At 69.4% G+C, this 16,442-nt stretch carries 14 protein-coding genes; 10 read left to right on the forward strand and 4 right to left on the reverse strand.

The window, feature by feature from the left end; translation table 11 throughout:
* Positions 1-13: 13 nt before the first annotated feature.
* A complete protein-coding gene (locus tag ASG48_RS01290; protein WP_280137987.1) occupies positions 14-1,840 on the reverse strand; it encodes an ABC transporter transmembrane domain-containing protein in 1,827 nt (608 codons plus the stop codon).
* 162 nt (positions 1,841-2,002) lie between these two features.
* Here ASG48_RS01290 and rpmE point away from each other — a divergent pair, with 162 nt between their 5' ends.
* The gene (rpmE, locus tag ASG48_RS01295) at positions 2,003-2,224 is read left to right on the forward strand and encodes a 50S ribosomal protein L31 (protein ID WP_055844077.1); all 222 of its coding nucleotides are present in this window, start codon (positions 2,003-2,005) and stop codon (positions 2,222-2,224) included.
* A 338-nt stretch (positions 2,225-2,562) separates the two neighbouring features.
* On the opposite strand, the gene ASG48_RS01300 is transcribed toward rpmE, so the two are convergent.
* The gene (locus ASG48_RS01300) at positions 2,563-3,093 is read right to left on the reverse strand and encodes a DUF1465 family protein (RefSeq protein WP_055845323.1); all 531 of its coding nucleotides are present in this window, start codon (positions 3,091-3,093) and stop codon (positions 2,563-2,565) included.
* Positions 3,094-3,448: 355 nt separating this feature from the next.
* Here ASG48_RS01300 and ASG48_RS01305 point away from each other — a divergent pair, with 355 nt between their 5' ends.
* Both ASG48_RS01305 and ASG48_RS01310 read left to right on the forward strand, forming a co-directional pair.
* A complete protein-coding gene (locus tag ASG48_RS01305) occupies positions 3,449-4,453 on the forward strand; it encodes an NAD(P)H-quinone oxidoreductase (protein WP_055844084.1) in 1,005 nt (334 codons plus the stop codon).
* Positions 4,454-4,615: 162 nt separating this feature from the next.
* On the forward strand, positions 4,616-5,320 hold the full coding sequence (locus tag ASG48_RS01310) for a DUF1013 domain-containing protein (protein ID WP_055844085.1): 705 nt from the start codon (positions 4,616-4,618) through the stop codon (positions 5,318-5,320).
* Between the two features lie 132 nt (positions 5,321-5,452).
* On the opposite strand, the gene ASG48_RS01315 is transcribed toward ASG48_RS01310, so the two are convergent.
* On the reverse strand, positions 5,453-6,262 hold the full coding sequence (locus tag ASG48_RS01315) for a glucose 1-dehydrogenase (protein WP_055844087.1): 810 nt from the start codon (positions 6,260-6,262) through the stop codon (positions 5,453-5,455).
* Complete coding sequence (locus tag ASG48_RS01320) at positions 6,249-8,123, reverse strand: glycoside hydrolase family 15 protein (protein ID WP_244486681.1); 1,875 nt, start codon at positions 8,121-8,123, stop codon at positions 6,249-6,251. Before ASG48_RS01320 ends, ASG48_RS01315 begins: the two co-directional genes overlap by 14 nt.
* Positions 8,124-8,341: 218 nt before the next feature.
* On the opposite strand from ASG48_RS01320, the gene ASG48_RS01325 reads away from it, so the two are divergent.
* From ASG48_RS01325 to phoU, 7 genes are all read left to right on the forward strand, one after another.
* A complete protein-coding gene (locus ASG48_RS01325) occupies positions 8,342-9,379 on the forward strand; it encodes a hypothetical protein (RefSeq protein WP_055844089.1) in 1,038 nt (345 codons plus the stop codon).
* Positions 9,380-9,425: 46 nt separating this feature from the next.
* The gene (locus ASG48_RS01330) at positions 9,426-10,784 is read left to right on the forward strand and encodes an ATP-binding protein (protein ID WP_082529157.1); all 1,359 of its coding nucleotides are present in this window, start codon (positions 9,426-9,428) and stop codon (positions 10,782-10,784) included.
* Positions 10,785-10,924: 140 nt separating this feature from the next.
* Entirely contained in the window at positions 10,925-11,968 is a 1,044-nt protein-coding gene (locus ASG48_RS01335; protein WP_055844091.1) for a substrate-binding domain-containing protein, read from the forward strand.
* Positions 11,969-12,068: 100 nt separating this feature from the next.
* A complete protein-coding gene (pstC, locus tag ASG48_RS01340; protein WP_055844093.1) occupies positions 12,069-13,541 on the forward strand; it encodes a phosphate ABC transporter permease subunit PstC in 1,473 nt (490 codons plus the stop codon).
* The gene (gene pstA, locus ASG48_RS01345; RefSeq protein ID WP_055844094.1) at positions 13,538-14,857 is read left to right on the forward strand and encodes a phosphate ABC transporter permease PstA; all 1,320 of its coding nucleotides are present in this window, start codon (positions 13,538-13,540) and stop codon (positions 14,855-14,857) included. Before pstC ends, pstA begins: the two co-directional genes overlap by 4 nt.
* A 17-nt stretch (positions 14,858-14,874) precedes the next feature.
* Entirely contained in the window at positions 14,875-15,684 is an 810-nt protein-coding gene (pstB, locus tag ASG48_RS01350; protein ID WP_055845332.1) for a phosphate ABC transporter ATP-binding protein PstB, read from the forward strand.
* A 17-nt stretch (positions 15,685-15,701) separates the two neighbouring features.
* Positions 15,702-16,436, forward strand: a complete 735-nt coding sequence (gene phoU / locus ASG48_RS01355; RefSeq protein WP_055845335.1) for a phosphate signaling complex protein PhoU — start codon at positions 15,702-15,704, stop codon at positions 16,434-16,436.
* The last annotated feature ends 6 nt before the right edge of the window (positions 16,437-16,442 follow it).

The raw sequence follows: 16,442 nt of genomic DNA on the forward strand, positions 1-16,442 counted from the left end.
CGTCGGAGCTCGCCTATTCGGCGGCGCCGCGCCAGTCCGTGCCGGCGGCGTCGAACTGCATCCGGGCAAGCCTCGCATAGAGGCCGCCGCGGGCGCTGAGCGTCGCATGGGTGCCTTCCTCCACGATACGGCCCTCGTCGAGGACGAGGATGCGGTCGGCCTTCAGGACGGTCGCGAGGCGGTGCGCGATGACGATCGTCGTGCGCTGCGTCATCAGGCCTTCGAGCGCGGTCTGGACGAGGCCCTCGCTCTCGGCGTCGAGCGCCGAGGTCGCCTCGTCGAGAAGGAGGATCGGCGCGTCGCGCAGGATGGCGCGGGCGATGGCGATGCGCTGGCGCTGGCCGCCCGACAGCGTCACGCCGCGCTCGCCCACGGGCGTGTCGTAGCCCGCTTCCAGCTTCTCCACGAAGCCGGCCGCGTTGGCCGAGCGCGCCGCCGCCTCCACCGCCGCGCGCGAGGCGCCGGGCGCGCCGAAGGCGATGTTCTCGGCGATCGTGGCGGCGAAGATCGACACGTCCTGCGGCACGAGCGCGAGGCGCTCGCGCACGGCCTGCGGATCGGCCCGGGAAATGTCGACGCCGTCGATGAGGACCCGCCCCGCCGCGGGATCGTAATAGCGCTCGACGAGGGCGAAGATGGTGGACTTGCCCGCGCCCGACGGCCCGACGATCGCCACCGTCTCGCCCGGCCGCACGCTGAAGCTGAGCTCGCGCAGCGCCGAGACGCCGGGGCGCGTCGGATAGGCGAAGCTCACGCCTTCGAAGGCGAGCGCGCCGAGCGCGCGCTGCGGCAGCGGCAGGGGCGCCGTGGGAGCGGCGATCTCGGGCTCCTCGGCCAGGAGCTCGGTCAGCCGCTCGGCGGCGCCCGCGGCCTGCGCGAGTTCGCCCCAGACCTCCGACAGCTGCCCGAGGGCGCCGGCGGCGAAGACGGAGTAGAGCAGGAACTGGCCGAGCGTGCCCGGCGTCATCTCGCCGGAGATGACGCGCTGCGCCCCGACCCAGAGCACGGCGACGATCGAGCCGAAGATGAGGAAGATGGCGAGGGCGGTGAGGAAGGCGCGCGCCACGACCGAGGAGCGCGCGGCCTCGAAGGCGGCGTCCACGGCCCGCGCGAACCGCGCCCCCACGATCGGCTCGGCCGTGAAGGCCTGCACGGCGCGCACGGCGCCGATCGCCTCGCCGGCATAGGCGGAGGCTTCGGCCAGCGTGTCCTGCGCGAGGCGCGAGCGCCGGCGCACGGAGCGGCCGAAGGCGACGAGCGGCACGACGACGAGCGGGATCGCGCCGATGACGATCAGCGACAGGCCGGGGCTCGTAAAGGCCATCATGGCGACGGCGCCGATGCCGAGGATCAGGTTGCGCAGCGCGACCGAGGCGGTGGAGCCGACGGCGGACTTCACCTGCGTCGTGTCGGCGGTGAGGCGCGAGACGATCTCGCCCGAGAGCGAGCGGTCGTAGAAGCCGGGCGACAGGCGCACGACATGCCGGAACACGTCCTTGCGCAGCTCCGCCACCACCTTCTCGCCGAGCGTGATGACGAAATAGTAGCGCCCGGCGCTGGCGAGCGCGAGAACGGCGGCGAGCACGACGAGCATGGCGAAATAGGTGTCGACGAAGGCCGTGTCGGCCGACTCGAATCCCTTGTCGATGACGCGCCGCACCGCGAGCGGCAGAGACAGCGTCGTGGCGGCGGCCAGCGTCAGGAAGAGAAGCGCGCCCGCCACGAGCCCGGCATGCCGTCGCATGTAGGGCATCAGGCGCGCGAGGGGCCGCAGGTTGCGCTTGCCGCCCGTCGCGCGGCGCGCGTCCGTCCGTCCGTTTCGCACTCGCGTCTCCACCACTCTCGGCTCTTGCCCGGTACCCGGGGCTCATGTATAGGCTCGCCCCTGAATTTGAAAGCGAATGCGTCTCTCCCACCCAGCGATCGAGTTGGTGCCGCGCGCCTTGGCCGCAGCCTTTCCCCATCGCTTCCGGAGGCGCGAAGGCACCTGGGATCGAAGACGATGCGCAAAGAAATCCATCCGGCCTACCACACGATCACGGTCGTGATGACGAACGGCACCGAATACGAGACCCGCTCGACCTGGGGCTCGCAGGGCGACAAGCTGAATCTCGACATCGACCCGCTGAGCCACCCGGCCTGGACCGGCGGCAACCAGCAGATGCTCGACCGCGGCGGCCGCGTCTCGCGCTTCAAGAAGCGCTACGAAGGCCTCGGCATCTGAGCCGACTCGACGTTCGGACGCTCGCGTCCCGCATGACGAAAGACCCGGCCGCCACGAGCGCGCCGGGTCTTTTCGTTTCGCGATGTGGATGCGAAGGGTGCGGGCGGGCGTCGGCCTGGGCCGCCATCGGCGGCGCCCGCGAGGGTCGTCGAAGGCAGGGAAGAGCGGCGCCGCGGGCCGGAACGGCGCGTTCGCGCGTGGTCCGGACGGCGTTCGGGCGCGAAGGAATCGCGCCCATCGGGCGCCCCTGGCGGCGGGTTGTCAGCCGGCGGCTCCGTCGGGCGCCGGCGAGCGGCGCCTTGAACGGCGGGTTCGCAGGACGGTTCGCCCCGCCGATCTCAGCTGTGGAAGGCCGTGCGCAGGAGGTCGATCTGCTGGGCGACGGGGTTGGCGACCGGCTGCAGGCGCTGCATCGGCGTGCCGTAGATCTCGCGGTCGATGATGGCGATGCGCCGCTCGAGCTGCAGGGCGCGTTCGGTGAGGGAACGGAAGGCCGGCGGCAATTCGCCGTAGCTCGGCGACCCCGTGGCCGTGCCATGGCCGTCGAGCCGCACCTTCACCTTTTCGGCCTCGACCTGCGAGCGCGACATGTCGCCCTGGTTGGCGGCGCGCTGGAGCAAAAGCCAGGAGGCCACCTGCATCAGGCGCGTGGTGAGGCGCATCGATTCGGCGGCGTAGAGCGTGGCGGCGGTTCTCGTCAGGCTCTTGGCAGCATCGCGCCCCTCGCCGTCGAGATAGGACGCGGTCTCGTCGACCAGCGCCATGCCTTCGTTGAACAGGGCCTGGAACGAGCGGGAATAGGCGAGATGATCCGCGATGCGGATCGTCCCGTCGTCGTCCCGACTGCTGTCTGAAGACTGACCTGTCATCGCGATGCACACCAACTCTTTGAAAGCGAAAGGCGCGCCGCCTGCGAAAGTTCCGCAGGAGACGTGCCCGTGCCCCACAGTGCGGCGGGCCGACCGTCAAGACAAGGCACGCGGTGAAGAGATGGTTAACGCCCTGACGGACAACAAAAAAGGAGCCGCGCGAAGGCGGCTCCGAAGTCAACAGGGAGGCGTCGGGCGGCGCGTGCCGCCCATCCATGATGAATGGAATGACCGGGATTAAACGCGGGAATGGCTAATGCGGGGTTAACGGCTTCGCTTCGCGTCGGCCGCGCCTATCTCCCGGCCTTCAGACAGGTTCGCCCCGTGCGGACCGCCGAAACAGGAGCCCGACCCGATGACGCTGCCGACGGACATGACCGCCATTCTCCTCGACGGGTTCGGCGGGCCGGACGTGCTCAAGCCCGGCCGCCGCCCGGTGCCGCAGGTCAAGGCCGGCGAGATCCTGGTGGAGGTGCATGCGGCGGGCGTGAACCGGCCGGACGTCCTGCAGCGCATGGGCGCCTATCCGCCGCCCGCCGGCGCGCCGGACTGGCCGGGCCTCGAGATCGCCGGGCGCGTCGTGGCGCTGGGCGAGGGGGCGCGGGTCCACAAGCTGGGCGATGCCGTGGCCGCGCTCCTGCCGGGCGGCGGCTACGCGCAATACGCGGCGGTCGCCGACGAGAACGCCATCGCCGTGCCCGAGGGCCTGTCGATGGTGGAGGCCGCCGCGATCCCCGAGACCTTCTTCACCGTCTGGCACAACGTCTTCCAGCGCGGCGGGCTGAAGGCGGGCGAGACCTTTCTCGTCCACGGCGGCACGTCCGGCATCGGCACGACGGCGATCCAGCTCGCCAAGGCCTTCGGCGCGCGCGTCTTCGCCACCGCCGGCAGCGCCGACAAATGCGCCGCCGCGGAACGGCTGGGGGCCGAGCTCTGCGTGAACTACCGGACGGAGGACTTCTGCGAGCGCCTGAAGGCGGAGACGGGCGGGCGCGGCATCGACCTCATCCTCGACATGGTGGGCGGCGACTACACGCCGCGCAACCTGAAACTCGCCGCCGAGGACGGGCGCCTCGTGCAGATCGCGTTCCTGAAGGGCAACAAGGTCGAGATCGACCTCAACGACATCATGCGCAAGCGTCTCCATGTCACGGGCTCGACACTGCGCGCCCGCTCCGTCGCCTTCAAGGCCTCGATCGCGCGCGAACTCGACGAGACGGTGCGCCCGCTTCTGCAGTCGGGCGCCGTGAAGCCGCTCATCGACACGGTCTATCCGCTGGAGGAGGCGGCACGCGCGCATGCGCACATGGACGAGGACCATATCGGCAAGATCGTGCTGCGGACCGACAAGGCCGGCTAAGCCGCGATTGGCGGCGCCGGAAAAAATCCGAACGCACGGCCGCGGCGCGCCGCCTTGCTTGCACGGGGCGCGTCCAGAACCTATAAGTGTCGTGATTTCCGGACATGTGGTGAGATTCCACAGCCTGCCTCTCCGGGGCGGGCCATAAGGAGGATTGTATCCATGGCTCAGCAGCTTCTGATGCCAAAGGCGACGGCCGTCTGGCTCGTCGACAACACCTCGCTCTCCTTCGAGCAGATCGCCGAACTGTGCACGCTGCACCCGCTCGAGGTGAAGGCGATCGCGGACGGCGAGTCGGCGCAGGGGATCAAGGGCCTCGACCCGGTGATCACCGGCCAGCTGACGCGCGAGGAGATCGCCCGCGCCGAGAAGGACGAGGGTTACCGCCTGAAGCTCGCGCCCCCGAAAGTCCGCGTGCCCGAGGCCAAGCGCAAGGGGCCGCGCTACACGCCCGTCTCCAAGCGCCAGGACCGGCCGAACGCCATTCTCTGGCTGGTGCGCAACCACCCCGAACTGAAGGACGCGGCGATCTCGCGCCTCGTCGGCACGACCAAGAACACGATCGAGCAGATCCGCGAGCGCACCCACTGGAACTCGGCGAGCCTGCAGCCGATGGACCCCGTGACGCTCGGCCTCTGCTCGCAGATCGATCTCGACCTCGAGGTCGAGAAGGCCTCGCGCGGCATGCCGCGTCCCGAGGAGATCGCCGAGGAGGAACGCCTCCTCTCCGCCTCGCAGACCCAGAGCTGGCGCCAGAAGGAGCCCTCCGAGGACGGCGAGCTCGACGCCGCCGCCGTCTTTGCCAAGCTCACCTCCATGCGCCGCAAGGAGAGCGAGACCGAGGACGAGGACGAAGCGCGCTACTGAGGCCGGCGATCGGATCGTCGGGGCGCCGCCTGCGCGGCGCCGCCCTCGTCGCGCCGCCACGGCCTTCTCCCGCGAGCGGGAGAAGGCGCGCCCTTTCTGGCGGCGGACGCGGATCCCGCCCGGACTCCGGGCCTATCCGTTGCCCTTGAACGAGGGATGCAGCGTCATGCCGCCGTCGATGAACAGCGTCTGGCCGGTGATGTAGTCGGCGGCGTCCGAGACGAGCCAGGCGACGGCGCGGCCGATATCGGCGGGTTCGCCGACGCGTCCGTAGGGGATGAGCTTGAGCATCTCGTCGAGGCCGTTCTCGCGCTCGGCGGCGTTGATCGCGGTCGCGATCGCCCCGGGTCCGACGGCGTTGACGCGGATCTTCTCGGAGGCGACCTCCTGGGCCACGGTCTCCATCAGGAGCTTCAGCCCCCCCTTGGAGGCTGCGTAGTTGGCGCGGAAGGCCCAGGGGATCACCTGGTGCACCGAACTGTCGAAGACGATCTTGCCGAGCGCCGGGCTCACGCTCTCGCGCAGGCCCTTGCGCCGGAAGCGACGCACGGCCTCGCGCGCGACGAGGAAGCCGCCCGTGAGGTTCACCGCGATCACGGCGTTCCAGTCATCGAGGCTCATCTCGGCGAGCGGGGCGTCCTTCTGGATGCCGGCATTGGAAACGACGATGTCGATCGGCCCGAGCCGGGCTTCGGCCTCGTCGAAGAGGCGTAGAATGTCGTCCTCCATCGAGACGTCCGCCTTCACCGCGACGGCGCGCCGGCCGAGCGCCTCGATGGCCGTCACGGTCTCCTCGGCCTCCTGCGGCGAGCCGCGATAGTTCACCACGACGTCCGCGCCCGCCCGCGCGAGCTCCACGGCGCAGGCCGCGCCGATGCCCGTCGAGGCGCCGGTGACGATCGCCGCCTGTCCGGAAAGGCTTGCGGGGTCAGAAGATGCCATCGGGGTCCTCCAGCATGTGGAACTCGAAATGGTGCGGATCCTTCCGGTCGCCGTTCAGCGCCCGGTCCAGCCAGATCGCGGCCGAGATCAAGGATAGGTGCGTGAGCCCCTGCGGGAAGTTGCCGAGATGGTCGCCGGCGGAGGAAAGCTCCTCCGAATAGAGGCCGAGATGGTTGGCGTAGGAATGCAGCTTCTCGAAGAGGAGCCGCGCCTCGGCCACGTAGCCGGTGCGCGCCAGCGCCTCCACGTACCAGAAGGAGCAGATGGTGAAGGCCCCTTCCTCCCCGTTCAGCCCGTCGGAATTGGCGTCGGTGTTGTTGTAGCGCCGGACCAGGCAGTCGTGGACGAGGGTCTCGCGCACCGCCTTCAGCGTCGAGGTCCACATCTGGTCGCGCGGATTGATGAACTTCACCATCGGCATGAGCAGCACGACCGCGTCGAGGCTGGTGCCGCCCTTGTACTGGGTGAAGGCGCCGATCTCCGCGTTCCAGAATTCCTCCAGGATCGACATCTGGATGCGGTCGCGTTCGGAGCGCCAGCGGTTGACGTCGGCGGGCAGGGATTCGTCGTAGGCGAGCCGCAAGCCCCGGTCGAGCGCCACCCAGGACATGAGGCGCGAGGAGAGATATTCGCGCGGCTCGCCGCGGCTTTCCCAGATGCCCTTGTCCTTCAGGCGCCAGTTGTCGCACAGCCAGTCGAGGATGCGCGCCATCTTGATCCAAACCGAGTAGGCCGGCTTCCCGCGCGCCTTGGACGAGATGTAGACCGCGTCCATGAACTCGCCGTAGATGTCCATCTGGCGCTGTTCGTGCGCGGCGTTGCCGATGCGCACGGGCTTGGAGCCGCCATAGCCGTCGAAATGGTCGAGCGTGACCTCCTCGGGGCTCGTCGCCCCGTCCATCGCGTACATGATCTGGAGGCCGGACTCGCCCGTCTCCACCGCGCGCTCCATCAGGAAATGCACGAAGGCCTCCGCCTCGTCGTGGTAGCCGAGACGGGTCAGCGAATGCAGCGTGAAGGCCGCGTCGCGCACCCAGCAGAAGCGGTAGTCCCAGTTGCGCTCGCCGCCCACGACTTCCGGCAGGCCGAAGGTGGCGGCCGCCGCGATGGAGCCGAATTCGGCCGATGTCAGGAGCTTGAGGGTGAGCGCCGAGCGCACCACCAGCTCGCGCCAGAACACCGGATAGCGGCCGGCATTGACCCATTTGTGCCAGTAGTCGCGGGTGCGCGAGAAGGCGTCGGCGACATAGGCGTCGTCGATCGACGGGCTGTCCTTGCGGCCGGGGCACAGGACGACGTGGCACGTCTCGCCTTCGGGCAGCGCGGCGGTGGCCAGGATCCGGTCCCCTTCGAGGCGCAGCTCCATCGAGGCGTAGAAATAGACGCTCTGCGGCCCGTCGTCGCTCTCCCATTCCACCCGCACGCCTCCGTCCTCGACCGGTTCGAGCGTCACCTCGCGCCGCGCGTAGTCCGGGCGCGGCGAGACCTCGAGCTGGAAGGTGACGGTGCCCATGATGGCCTTGGCCCGCCGCACGATGCGGCCCGACCCGTCGAGCGGCATGAAATCGCAGACCTCGCCGATGCCGTTCTGCCCGAGGAAGCGGGTGACGAGGATGTTCGTGTCGGGCAGGTAGATCTGCCGGTGCTTCAGCGCCCCGGCGCTCTCGTCGGCGCACAGCTTGAAGCTGCCGCCGCCGGACGGGTGCAGGAGGTCGCCGAACAGCGTCGGCGAATCGATGTCGGGATGGCAGAAGAAGTCGATCGTCCCGTCCTGCGCGACGAGGGCGAGCGTTCGCATGTCGCCGATGACGCCGTGCTGGGAGATGAGATTCGGCACGGCATGCGGGTGGTTCGGCGACATCGCGACGCTTTCTGCAACTGGAGTGAGCGGCAAGATTGGTCGCGGCCAACGGTCGGCAAGCCTGTGCGGCCGAATGCAGCGGCGCCGGAACTTGTCCTGAACTGGCGCAAGAGGGGGAGGGGCGGTCCTGGCTACGCCCGCGGGATTGAACGGCTTTGCCGCCGTGACCTATAAGAGGGATCGTGGCCGCAGGTGGCCGAAGCGTGGAGTTGCACCCCTTGGCGAGCGCGATCGAACTGAGCCTCCGGCGCGCGCTGGAGAAGGGAGACGCGTCCGATCCCTATTTCCGCACCTCGGTCTACGAGGCCGCCGAGCGCGCGATGGACCGGCTGGCCGGCGAAAAGGCGCTCGGGGCGGCCGCCGAACTGCAGCAGCGCCAGCAGCTGATCGCGGCGATCGAGGCGATCGAGCGGGACTATCCGCCGCTCGCCGAGGACGAGCAGGAGCACGAGGGCGACACAGGGCTCGTGCGCGAGGACGACGGCGCCCCCGAGCCCGCGCCCGCGCCGCAGGAGGCCTATTCCGTCGACGAAGCGCAGGCCGAGCCCACGTCGCCGGACGCGCCCGCCACGCCGGCCGAGCGGCTGCGCGCCATGTTCGCGCGCGAGGGCGCACCGGCGGGCCCGGCGCCCGTCGACGCCGACTGGACGCCCGGCGGAACGCGCGAGACCGGCTCGCTTCTCGCCTCGCGCAAGGCCCGGCTCGCCCTGGCCGCGGCGCTTGCCCTCCTCGTCGGCCTCCTCCTCGCCTATGTCCTGGCGCCGGGCGGCGCGAGCGCGCCCGACACGAACGTGACGACCGGCTCGATCGAAGGCGGCGGCCCTTGGATCAACGCCTTTTCCGGCACCAATATCGACCGGGTGACGGCGCCGAGCGGCGGGCGCGTCTTCTCGATCGACCAGGCCGGCGGCGAAGTCGCGATCCGCGTCGAGTCGCCGTCGGGCGGCGGGGCGGAGACGCTGGTCGGGCTGGAGCCGGGCGTTCTCGGCGGCATCGCGGGCCGGCGCGTGCGCGGCGAGCTGACGGTCGGCTCGCCGGACGGGCAGCCGCGCGAATTCTCGGTGCGCTGCGTCTTCGCGGGCGAGACCGCCTGCGGGCGCCAGCGCTTCTCCACGGGCGCCGCCGAGGAATCCTTCGTCTTCGACATGGACGTGCCGCGCGGCGCCGTCGGCTCGGGCAGTATCGCGATCGACCCCTCGATCGGCGGCACCGCCTCGACGCTCGACATCTACGGCCTGCGCGTGAAGGTGCTCTGACGCGCGCACGGGAAAACCGTCGCTGCGTCGCGAAAGCGTTGTGCGAATGACGGACACTGGCGGGATGCACGATCCCGAATCATCTGCGGCGCCCGCCAGCGCGGAGGCGCCCGCCTCTTCCCCGTCCGCGAGGTCCCGCGCCGTCGCCCTGCGCGCAACGCTCGGCTCGGCCGCCGCTTTCGGGGGCCTCGCCCTGGCCTATCCGCAGGCGGGCGCGGCCAGCCTCGCCGCCTTCGCGGCGCTGATGGTCGTCGTCCACTGGCCGCGGGCGCGCCGGCGCACGGCGCTCCGGGGCGCCGGCCCGGAAGCGCCGCGGCTGTGGCCGGACCAGGGCATGAAGACCGTGATCGACGCGCTCGGCGAGCCTGTCTTCCTCGTCGACCGCGACTTCATGCTCCGCTATCGCAACGCGTCCGCGCTCGAGGCCTTCGGCAACATGGCGCTCGGCGATCCCGTATCGCTGCGCCTGCGCTCGCCCGAGCTCATCGCCGCCATGGAACTGTGCCAGCGCAGCGGCGAGGCGGGCGAGGTGGTGCTGGACGAGCGCCGGCCGACGGACCGAACCTGGCTCGTCACGATCGCGCCCGTGCGGGCCCCGCGCGGAGAGAGGCCCCGCTTCTTCCTCCTGAAGTTCCGCGACCGCACGGCCGAGACGCGGGTGGAGCGCATGCGCACCGATTTCGTGGCCAATGCCAGCCACGAGCTGCGCACGCCGCTCGCCTCGCTTTCCGGCTTCATCGAGACGCTGCAGGGGCCGGCGCGCGACGACGAGGTCGCCCGCGAGCGCTTTCTCGCCATCATGCGCGAACAGGCCTCGCGCATGTCGCGCCTCATCGACGACCTCCTCTCACTGTCGCGCATCGAGATGAAGCGCCACCTGCCGGACACGGCGCGCGCCGATCTCGTGCGCGTCTTCGACAAGGTCGCCGACCAGATGCGTCCGCTGGCCGAGGAACACGGGGTGAGCCTCGAATACGAGCGGCCCGAGCGACCGCTGCGGATCGTCGGCGACGAGGACGAGCTCCTGCAGGTCTTCGCCAATCTCGTCGAGAACGCCTGCAAATACGGGGCGGACGGCAAGCGGATCGTCCTGAAGCTGGAGGCGGTCGGCGGGCGGCAGGTGTCGAGCGTGGAGGCGGGCGTGCAGGATTTCGGGCCGGGAATCGCGCCCGAGCACGTGCCGCGCCTCACCGAACGCTTCTACCGCGTCGACGTCGGCTCCTCGCGCGCCATGCGCGGCACCGGCCTCGGGCTCTCCATCGTGCGCAACATTCTCCTGCGCCATCGCAGCCGTCTCGTCGTGCGTTCGACGCTGGGAATCGGCTCGACTTTCTCCGCCCGTTTTCCGCTCGTTCGCGACGACATGGCGGCGAACGGTGAAAGAGAAGGGAAAACAAAGGCATAGTCTGTCACAATCGTGAGATCGGACTGTCATATACAGGTCGCGAGGCGCCACTAGAGGTGTCGCCGAACCAGAGCCGCCGCAACGCATGACGCGGGCGGGCGGCCCGGATCGTTGAGAAACTCCCGAAAGGAGACCCTTCCGTGACCGCCAAGCTTCTCGCCGGCCTTGCCCTGACCACTCTCGTCGCGACCGCCCCCGCCTTCGCCCAGAGCGGCGACCCGATCCAGATCGCCGGCTCCTCCACCGTCCTGCCCTATGCGCAGATCGTCGCGGAGAATTTCGGCGAGGTCTATCCGGACTTCGCGACCCCGGTCGTGGAATCGGGCGGCACGGGCGGCGGCTTCCGCCAGTTCTGCCAGGGCGTCGGGCCCGAGACGATCGACATCGCCAACGCCTCGCGTCCCATCTCCGCCAAGGAGATCGAGACCTGCAAGACGGCCGGCGTCACCGACATCCAGGAAGTGCGCTTCGGCTACGACGGCATCGTCTTCGCCTCCGCCGCCTCCGGCGCCAAGTTCGCGCTCGATCCCGCCAAGGTCTTCATGGCCCTCGGCGCCAAGGTGGCCAAGGACGGCAATGTCGTCGACAACGCCGCCAAGTCCTGGTCGGAGATCGACGCCTCGCTGCCCGCCCAGCCGATCGCCGCCTTCATCCCGGCCGAGAACCACGGCACGCGCGAGGTCTTCGAGGAGAAGCTGATGGCCGAAGGCTGCAAGGCCTCCGGCGCGCTCGAGGCCTTCACCAAGTCCGGCATGGACGAGAAGGCGGCCAAGGAGCAGTGCCTGCAGGTGCGCAACGACGGCGTGGCCACCGACATCGCCGGCGACTACACCGAGACGCTCGCCCGCATCCAGGCCAATCCGCAGGGCGTCGGCGTCTTCGGCCTCGCCTTCTTCGAGCAGAACCAGGACAAGCTGCAGGTCGCGACCGTCTCCGGCGTCACGCCCTCGGTCGAGACCGTCGCCTCCGGCGAATATCCGGTGTCGCGCCCGCTCTTCTTCTACGTGAAGAAGGCCCATGTCGGCACGGTCGCCGGCCTCAAGGAGTTCGTCGAGTTCTTCCTCTCCGAGGAGATGATCGGCGGCGAGGGTCCGCTCGCCCAGTACGGCCTCGTGCCCGCGCCCGACGCGCAGCGCGAGGAGGCCCGCACGGCCTTCGAGGCCGGCACCACCGTCAAGGGCTGAGAACCGTCGCCGGCGCTGAGCGCCGGACCGTGAAACGGACGGGCCCCCGGCACGGTGCCGGGGGCCCGTCCCCTTCGTTCGACGCTCGAGGGAGCTGACGGTGTCCACATCCACGATCGTGCTGGTCGTCCTTCTTATCGCGCTCATCGGCTTCGTCCTCGGCAAGCGCCGCGGCGAGGCGATCGCGCGCAGCCAGACCGGCAAGCTGCATTCGCGCGCCGTCTACCACGGCTCCTACGTCTTCGCCTTCGCCGCGCTCCCCGCGCTTCTCCTTCTCGCCGCCTGGCTGATCGTCTCTCCGGTCCTGATCGCGATGGAGACGCGCGGCGGCGTCCCGGCCGATTCCACCGTCCCGCCAAGCCTCTCTCTGAACATCGTCGGCTCGCTCTCCAACGCCGTCCGCGTCCTGCCCGAGGACGAGCGGCGCGACGTCGCCTCCATGACGATCGACCAGCTCGTGCCGCTGCTGGAGCGCCGGGGCGTCTCCACCGTCTCGGGCGCCGAGGACTGGATGGTGCCGGTCGCCGACCGCCAGGCGCGCCACGAGGATCTCAGCCGCCTGCTGATGAGCGCGGCGAGCATCCTCCTCGCCATCGCCGGCACCGTCTTCGCCCTGTCGCGGCTGCGCCTGCGCCTGAAGGCGCGCAACCAGGTGGAGCAGGTCGTCAAGGTCTTCCTCATCGCGGCCTCCTCCATCGCGGTCCTGACGACGGTCGGCATCGTCTCCTCGATGCTCTTCGAGTCCCTCGACTTCTTCTCCCGCGTCTCGCCGCTCGACTTCTTCTTCGGCACGGTCTGGGAACCGCGCTTCGCGGCGGCGGGCTCGGAAGCGTCCGGCCAGTTCGGCCTCGTGCCGCTCCTCTTCGGCACGATCTACATCGCCTTCATCGCCATGCTCTTCGCCGTGCCCATCGGCCTCTTCGCGGCGATCTACATGGCCGAATATGCCAGCAACGCCACGCGCTCGGTGGTCAAGCCGCTGCTCGAGGTGCTGGCCGGCATTCCCACCATCGTCTACGGCTTCTTCGCCCTCATCACCGTCGGCCCCTTCCTGCGCGACGTCTCGGCGCAGCTGAACGGGCTCGTCACCGGCGACTACTCGGCCTTCATCCAGGCCCAGTCGGTGCTGACGGCGGGGCTGGTGATGGGCATCATGCTCATCCCCTTCGTCTCCTCGCTCTCCGACGACATCATCACCGCCGTGCCGCGCATCCTGCGCGACGGCTCGCTGGGCCTCGGCGCCACCAAGTCCGAGACGGTCAAGCGCGTGGTGCTGCCGGCGGCGCTGCCGGGCATCGTCTCGGCGCTGCTTCTGACGGCCTCGCGGGCCATCGGCGAGACGATGATCGTGGTGCTGGCCGCCGGCATCGCGCCCAACATCACGCTGAACCCCTTCGAGGCCATGACGACGGTGACGATCAAGATCGTCAGCCAGCTGACCGGCGACCTCGACTTCACCTCTCCGCAGAGCCTCGTGGCCTTCGCCCTCGGCATCACGCTCTTCTTCATCACGCTCTGCCTGAACATCTTCGCGCTCTACATCGTGCGCAAATACCGGGAGCAGTACGAATGACCGACGCGACCGCCAACGGCATCCGCTCCGTCCCGGCCAGGCCGCAGCGTCGCGACATCGGCCTCAAGCGGCGCTACGCCGCCGAGCGCCGGTTCAAGGCCTACGGGATCGTGGCCATCGCGCTCGGCCTCCTGTTCCTCGTGGCGCTGCTCTGGTCGGTCGTCAGCAAGGGCTACACGGCCTTCTGGCAGACCGAGCTGAACCTGCCGATCACCTTCTCGCAGAGCGTGGTGGACCCGCGCGGCGACGCGGCGCAGAACCCGCGCACGCTGATGCTGGCGAACTATCCCAAGCTCGCGCAGGACGCGATCGTCCAGCGCCTGGGCATCGACCCGAACGACCGCGCCGCCGTGCGCGACGCGGCCGCGCTCGTCTCGCCGGGCGTGCGTCTCGAACTGCGCGACATGGTCTCGGCCGACCTGACGCTCATCGGCAAGACCGAGAGCGTCTGGCTCTACGCCGACTCCAAGGTGGACAGCGCCGTGAAGGGCCAGTTCGACCTCTCGATCGAGGAGTCGCGCCGCCCGATCAACGACCGCCAGCTCGGCTGGATCCGTCAGCTGGAAGAGGCGGGCGACCTGCAGCAGCGCTTCAACTGGGGCCTGTTCACCAATGGCGGCTCCAGCCGCGCGGAGACTGCGGGGCTCGGCGTCGCCATCGTCGGCTCGCTCTACATGATGGGCATCGTGCTCGTCCTGTCGCTGCCGATCGGCGTCGCGGCCTCGATCTATCTCGAGGAATTCGCGCCCAAGAACCGCTTCACCGACCTCATCGAGGTGAACATCAACAACCTGGCGGCCGTGCCCTCCATCGTCTACGGCCTTCTCGGCCTCGCGGTCTTCGTCAACTGGTTCGGCATGCCGCGCTCGGCGGCCCTCGTTGGCGGCCTCGTCCTGACGCTGATGACGCTGCCGACCATCATCATCGCCACGCGCGCGGCGCTGAAGGCGGTGCCGCCCTCGATCCGCGCCGCGGCCCTCGGCCTCGGCGCCTCCAAGACGCAGATGGTCTTCCACCACGTCCTGCCGCTGGCCATGCCGGGCATCCTGACGGGCACGATCATCGGCCTCGCCCACGCGCTCGGCGAGACCGCGCCGCTCCTCCTCATCGGCATGGTCGCCTTCGTCGCCGACATTCCCGCGACGCCCCTCGACGCCGCGACGGCGCTGCCGGTGCAGATCTACATGTGGGCGAACGAGGTGGAGCGCGCCTTCGTGGAGCGCACGTCGGGCGCCATCATGGTGCTCCTCCTCTTCCTGGTGACCATGAACGTCTCCGCAATTCTTCTGCGCCGCCGCTTCGAGCGTCGCTGGTAGGCAAGGGTTCGACGATGATGCAGAACATGCAGGTGACAATAGCGAAAGGACCGGCCTTGCAGCCGCAGCATTCCACCAAGATGAAGGGCGAGAAGGTGACCGTGCATTACGGTCAGAAAAAGGCGCTCTTCGAGGTCGACCTCGACGTGCCCGAGCGGCAGGTGACGGCGCTGATCGGCCCGTCAGGCTGCGGCAAGTCCACCTTCCTGCGCTGCCTCAACCGGATGAACGACACGATCGACACCGCCCGCGTCGGCGGCAAGATCACGCTCGACGGCGAGGACATCCACGATCCGGACATCGACGTCGTCGAACTGCGCGCCCGCGTCGGCATGGTGTTCCAGAAGCCGAATCCGTTCCCCAAGTCGATCTTCGAGAACGTCGCCTACGGCCCGAAGATCCACGGGCTCGCCCGCGGCAAGGCGCAACTGGAGGAGATCGTCGTCACCAGCCTGCAGAAGGCGGGCCTCTTCGAGGAGGTCAAGGACCGGCTGGACGAACCGGGCACCGGCCTCTCGGGCGGCCAGCAGCAGCGCCTGTGCATCGCCCGCGCCATCGCCGTCAGCCCCGAGGTGATCCTCATGGACGAGCCCTGTTCGGCGCTCGACCCGATCGCCACGGCGCGCGTCGAGGAACTGATCGACGAGCTGAAGCAGAACTACACGATCGTCATCGTCACCCACTCGATGCAGCAGGCCGCGCGCGTCTCGCAGCGCACCGCGATGTTCCATCTCGGCCATCTCGTGGAGGTCGGGCCGACGGAGAAGATGTTCTCCAACCCCGACGACAAGCGCACGCAGGACTACATCACCGGCCGCTTCGGCTGACCGGGGACAGGGAGGCAATCATGTCCGAGCACATCGTCACGTCCTACGAGGACGAACTGAAGTTCATCGTGCGCCGCATCTCTGAAATGGGCGGCCAGGCCGAGCGCATGGTCGAGCAGGCCGTGGCCGCGCTGACGCGCGGCGATGCCGGGCTCGCCCAGACCGTCGTCTCGGAGGACGTGCTCCTCGACGCCTCGCAGCGCGAGCTGGACGAGCGGGCGATCCTCACCATCGCCAAGCGCCAGCCCATGGCCGTCGACCTTCGAGAGATCGTCGGCGCCATCCGCATCTCCAACGATCTGGAGCGCATCGGGGATCTGGCCAAGAACATCGCCAAGCGCGTCCTCGCCGTGCAGGACCATCCCCATCCGCTGCAGCTCGTGCGCGGCATCGAGCACCTGTCGGAGCTCGCCCTGACGCAGCTGAAGGAAGTGCTCGACGCCTATGCCGCGCGCGATCACGACCGCGCCATCGCCGTGCGCGAGGGCGACGACGACATCGACGCCATGTACACCTCGATCTTCCGCGAGCTCCTCACCTACATGATGGAGGACCCGCGCAACATCACCGCCTGCACGCATCTCCTGTTCTCGGCCAAGAACATCGAGCGGATCGGCGACCACGCGACGAACATCGCCGAGACGGTCTACTACATCAACACCGGCGAGCAGCTCGGGCTGGAGCGTCCCAAGGACGACCGTACGACCTCCGTGTCGCAGCCGGACGAGGGCGCTGCGGCGCCCCTGCGCTGAGGGAGG

It is taken from the genome of Aurantimonas sp. Leaf443 (assembly GCF_001425575.1).
GTDB lineage: Bacteria > Pseudomonadota > Alphaproteobacteria > Rhizobiales > Rhizobiaceae > Leaf443.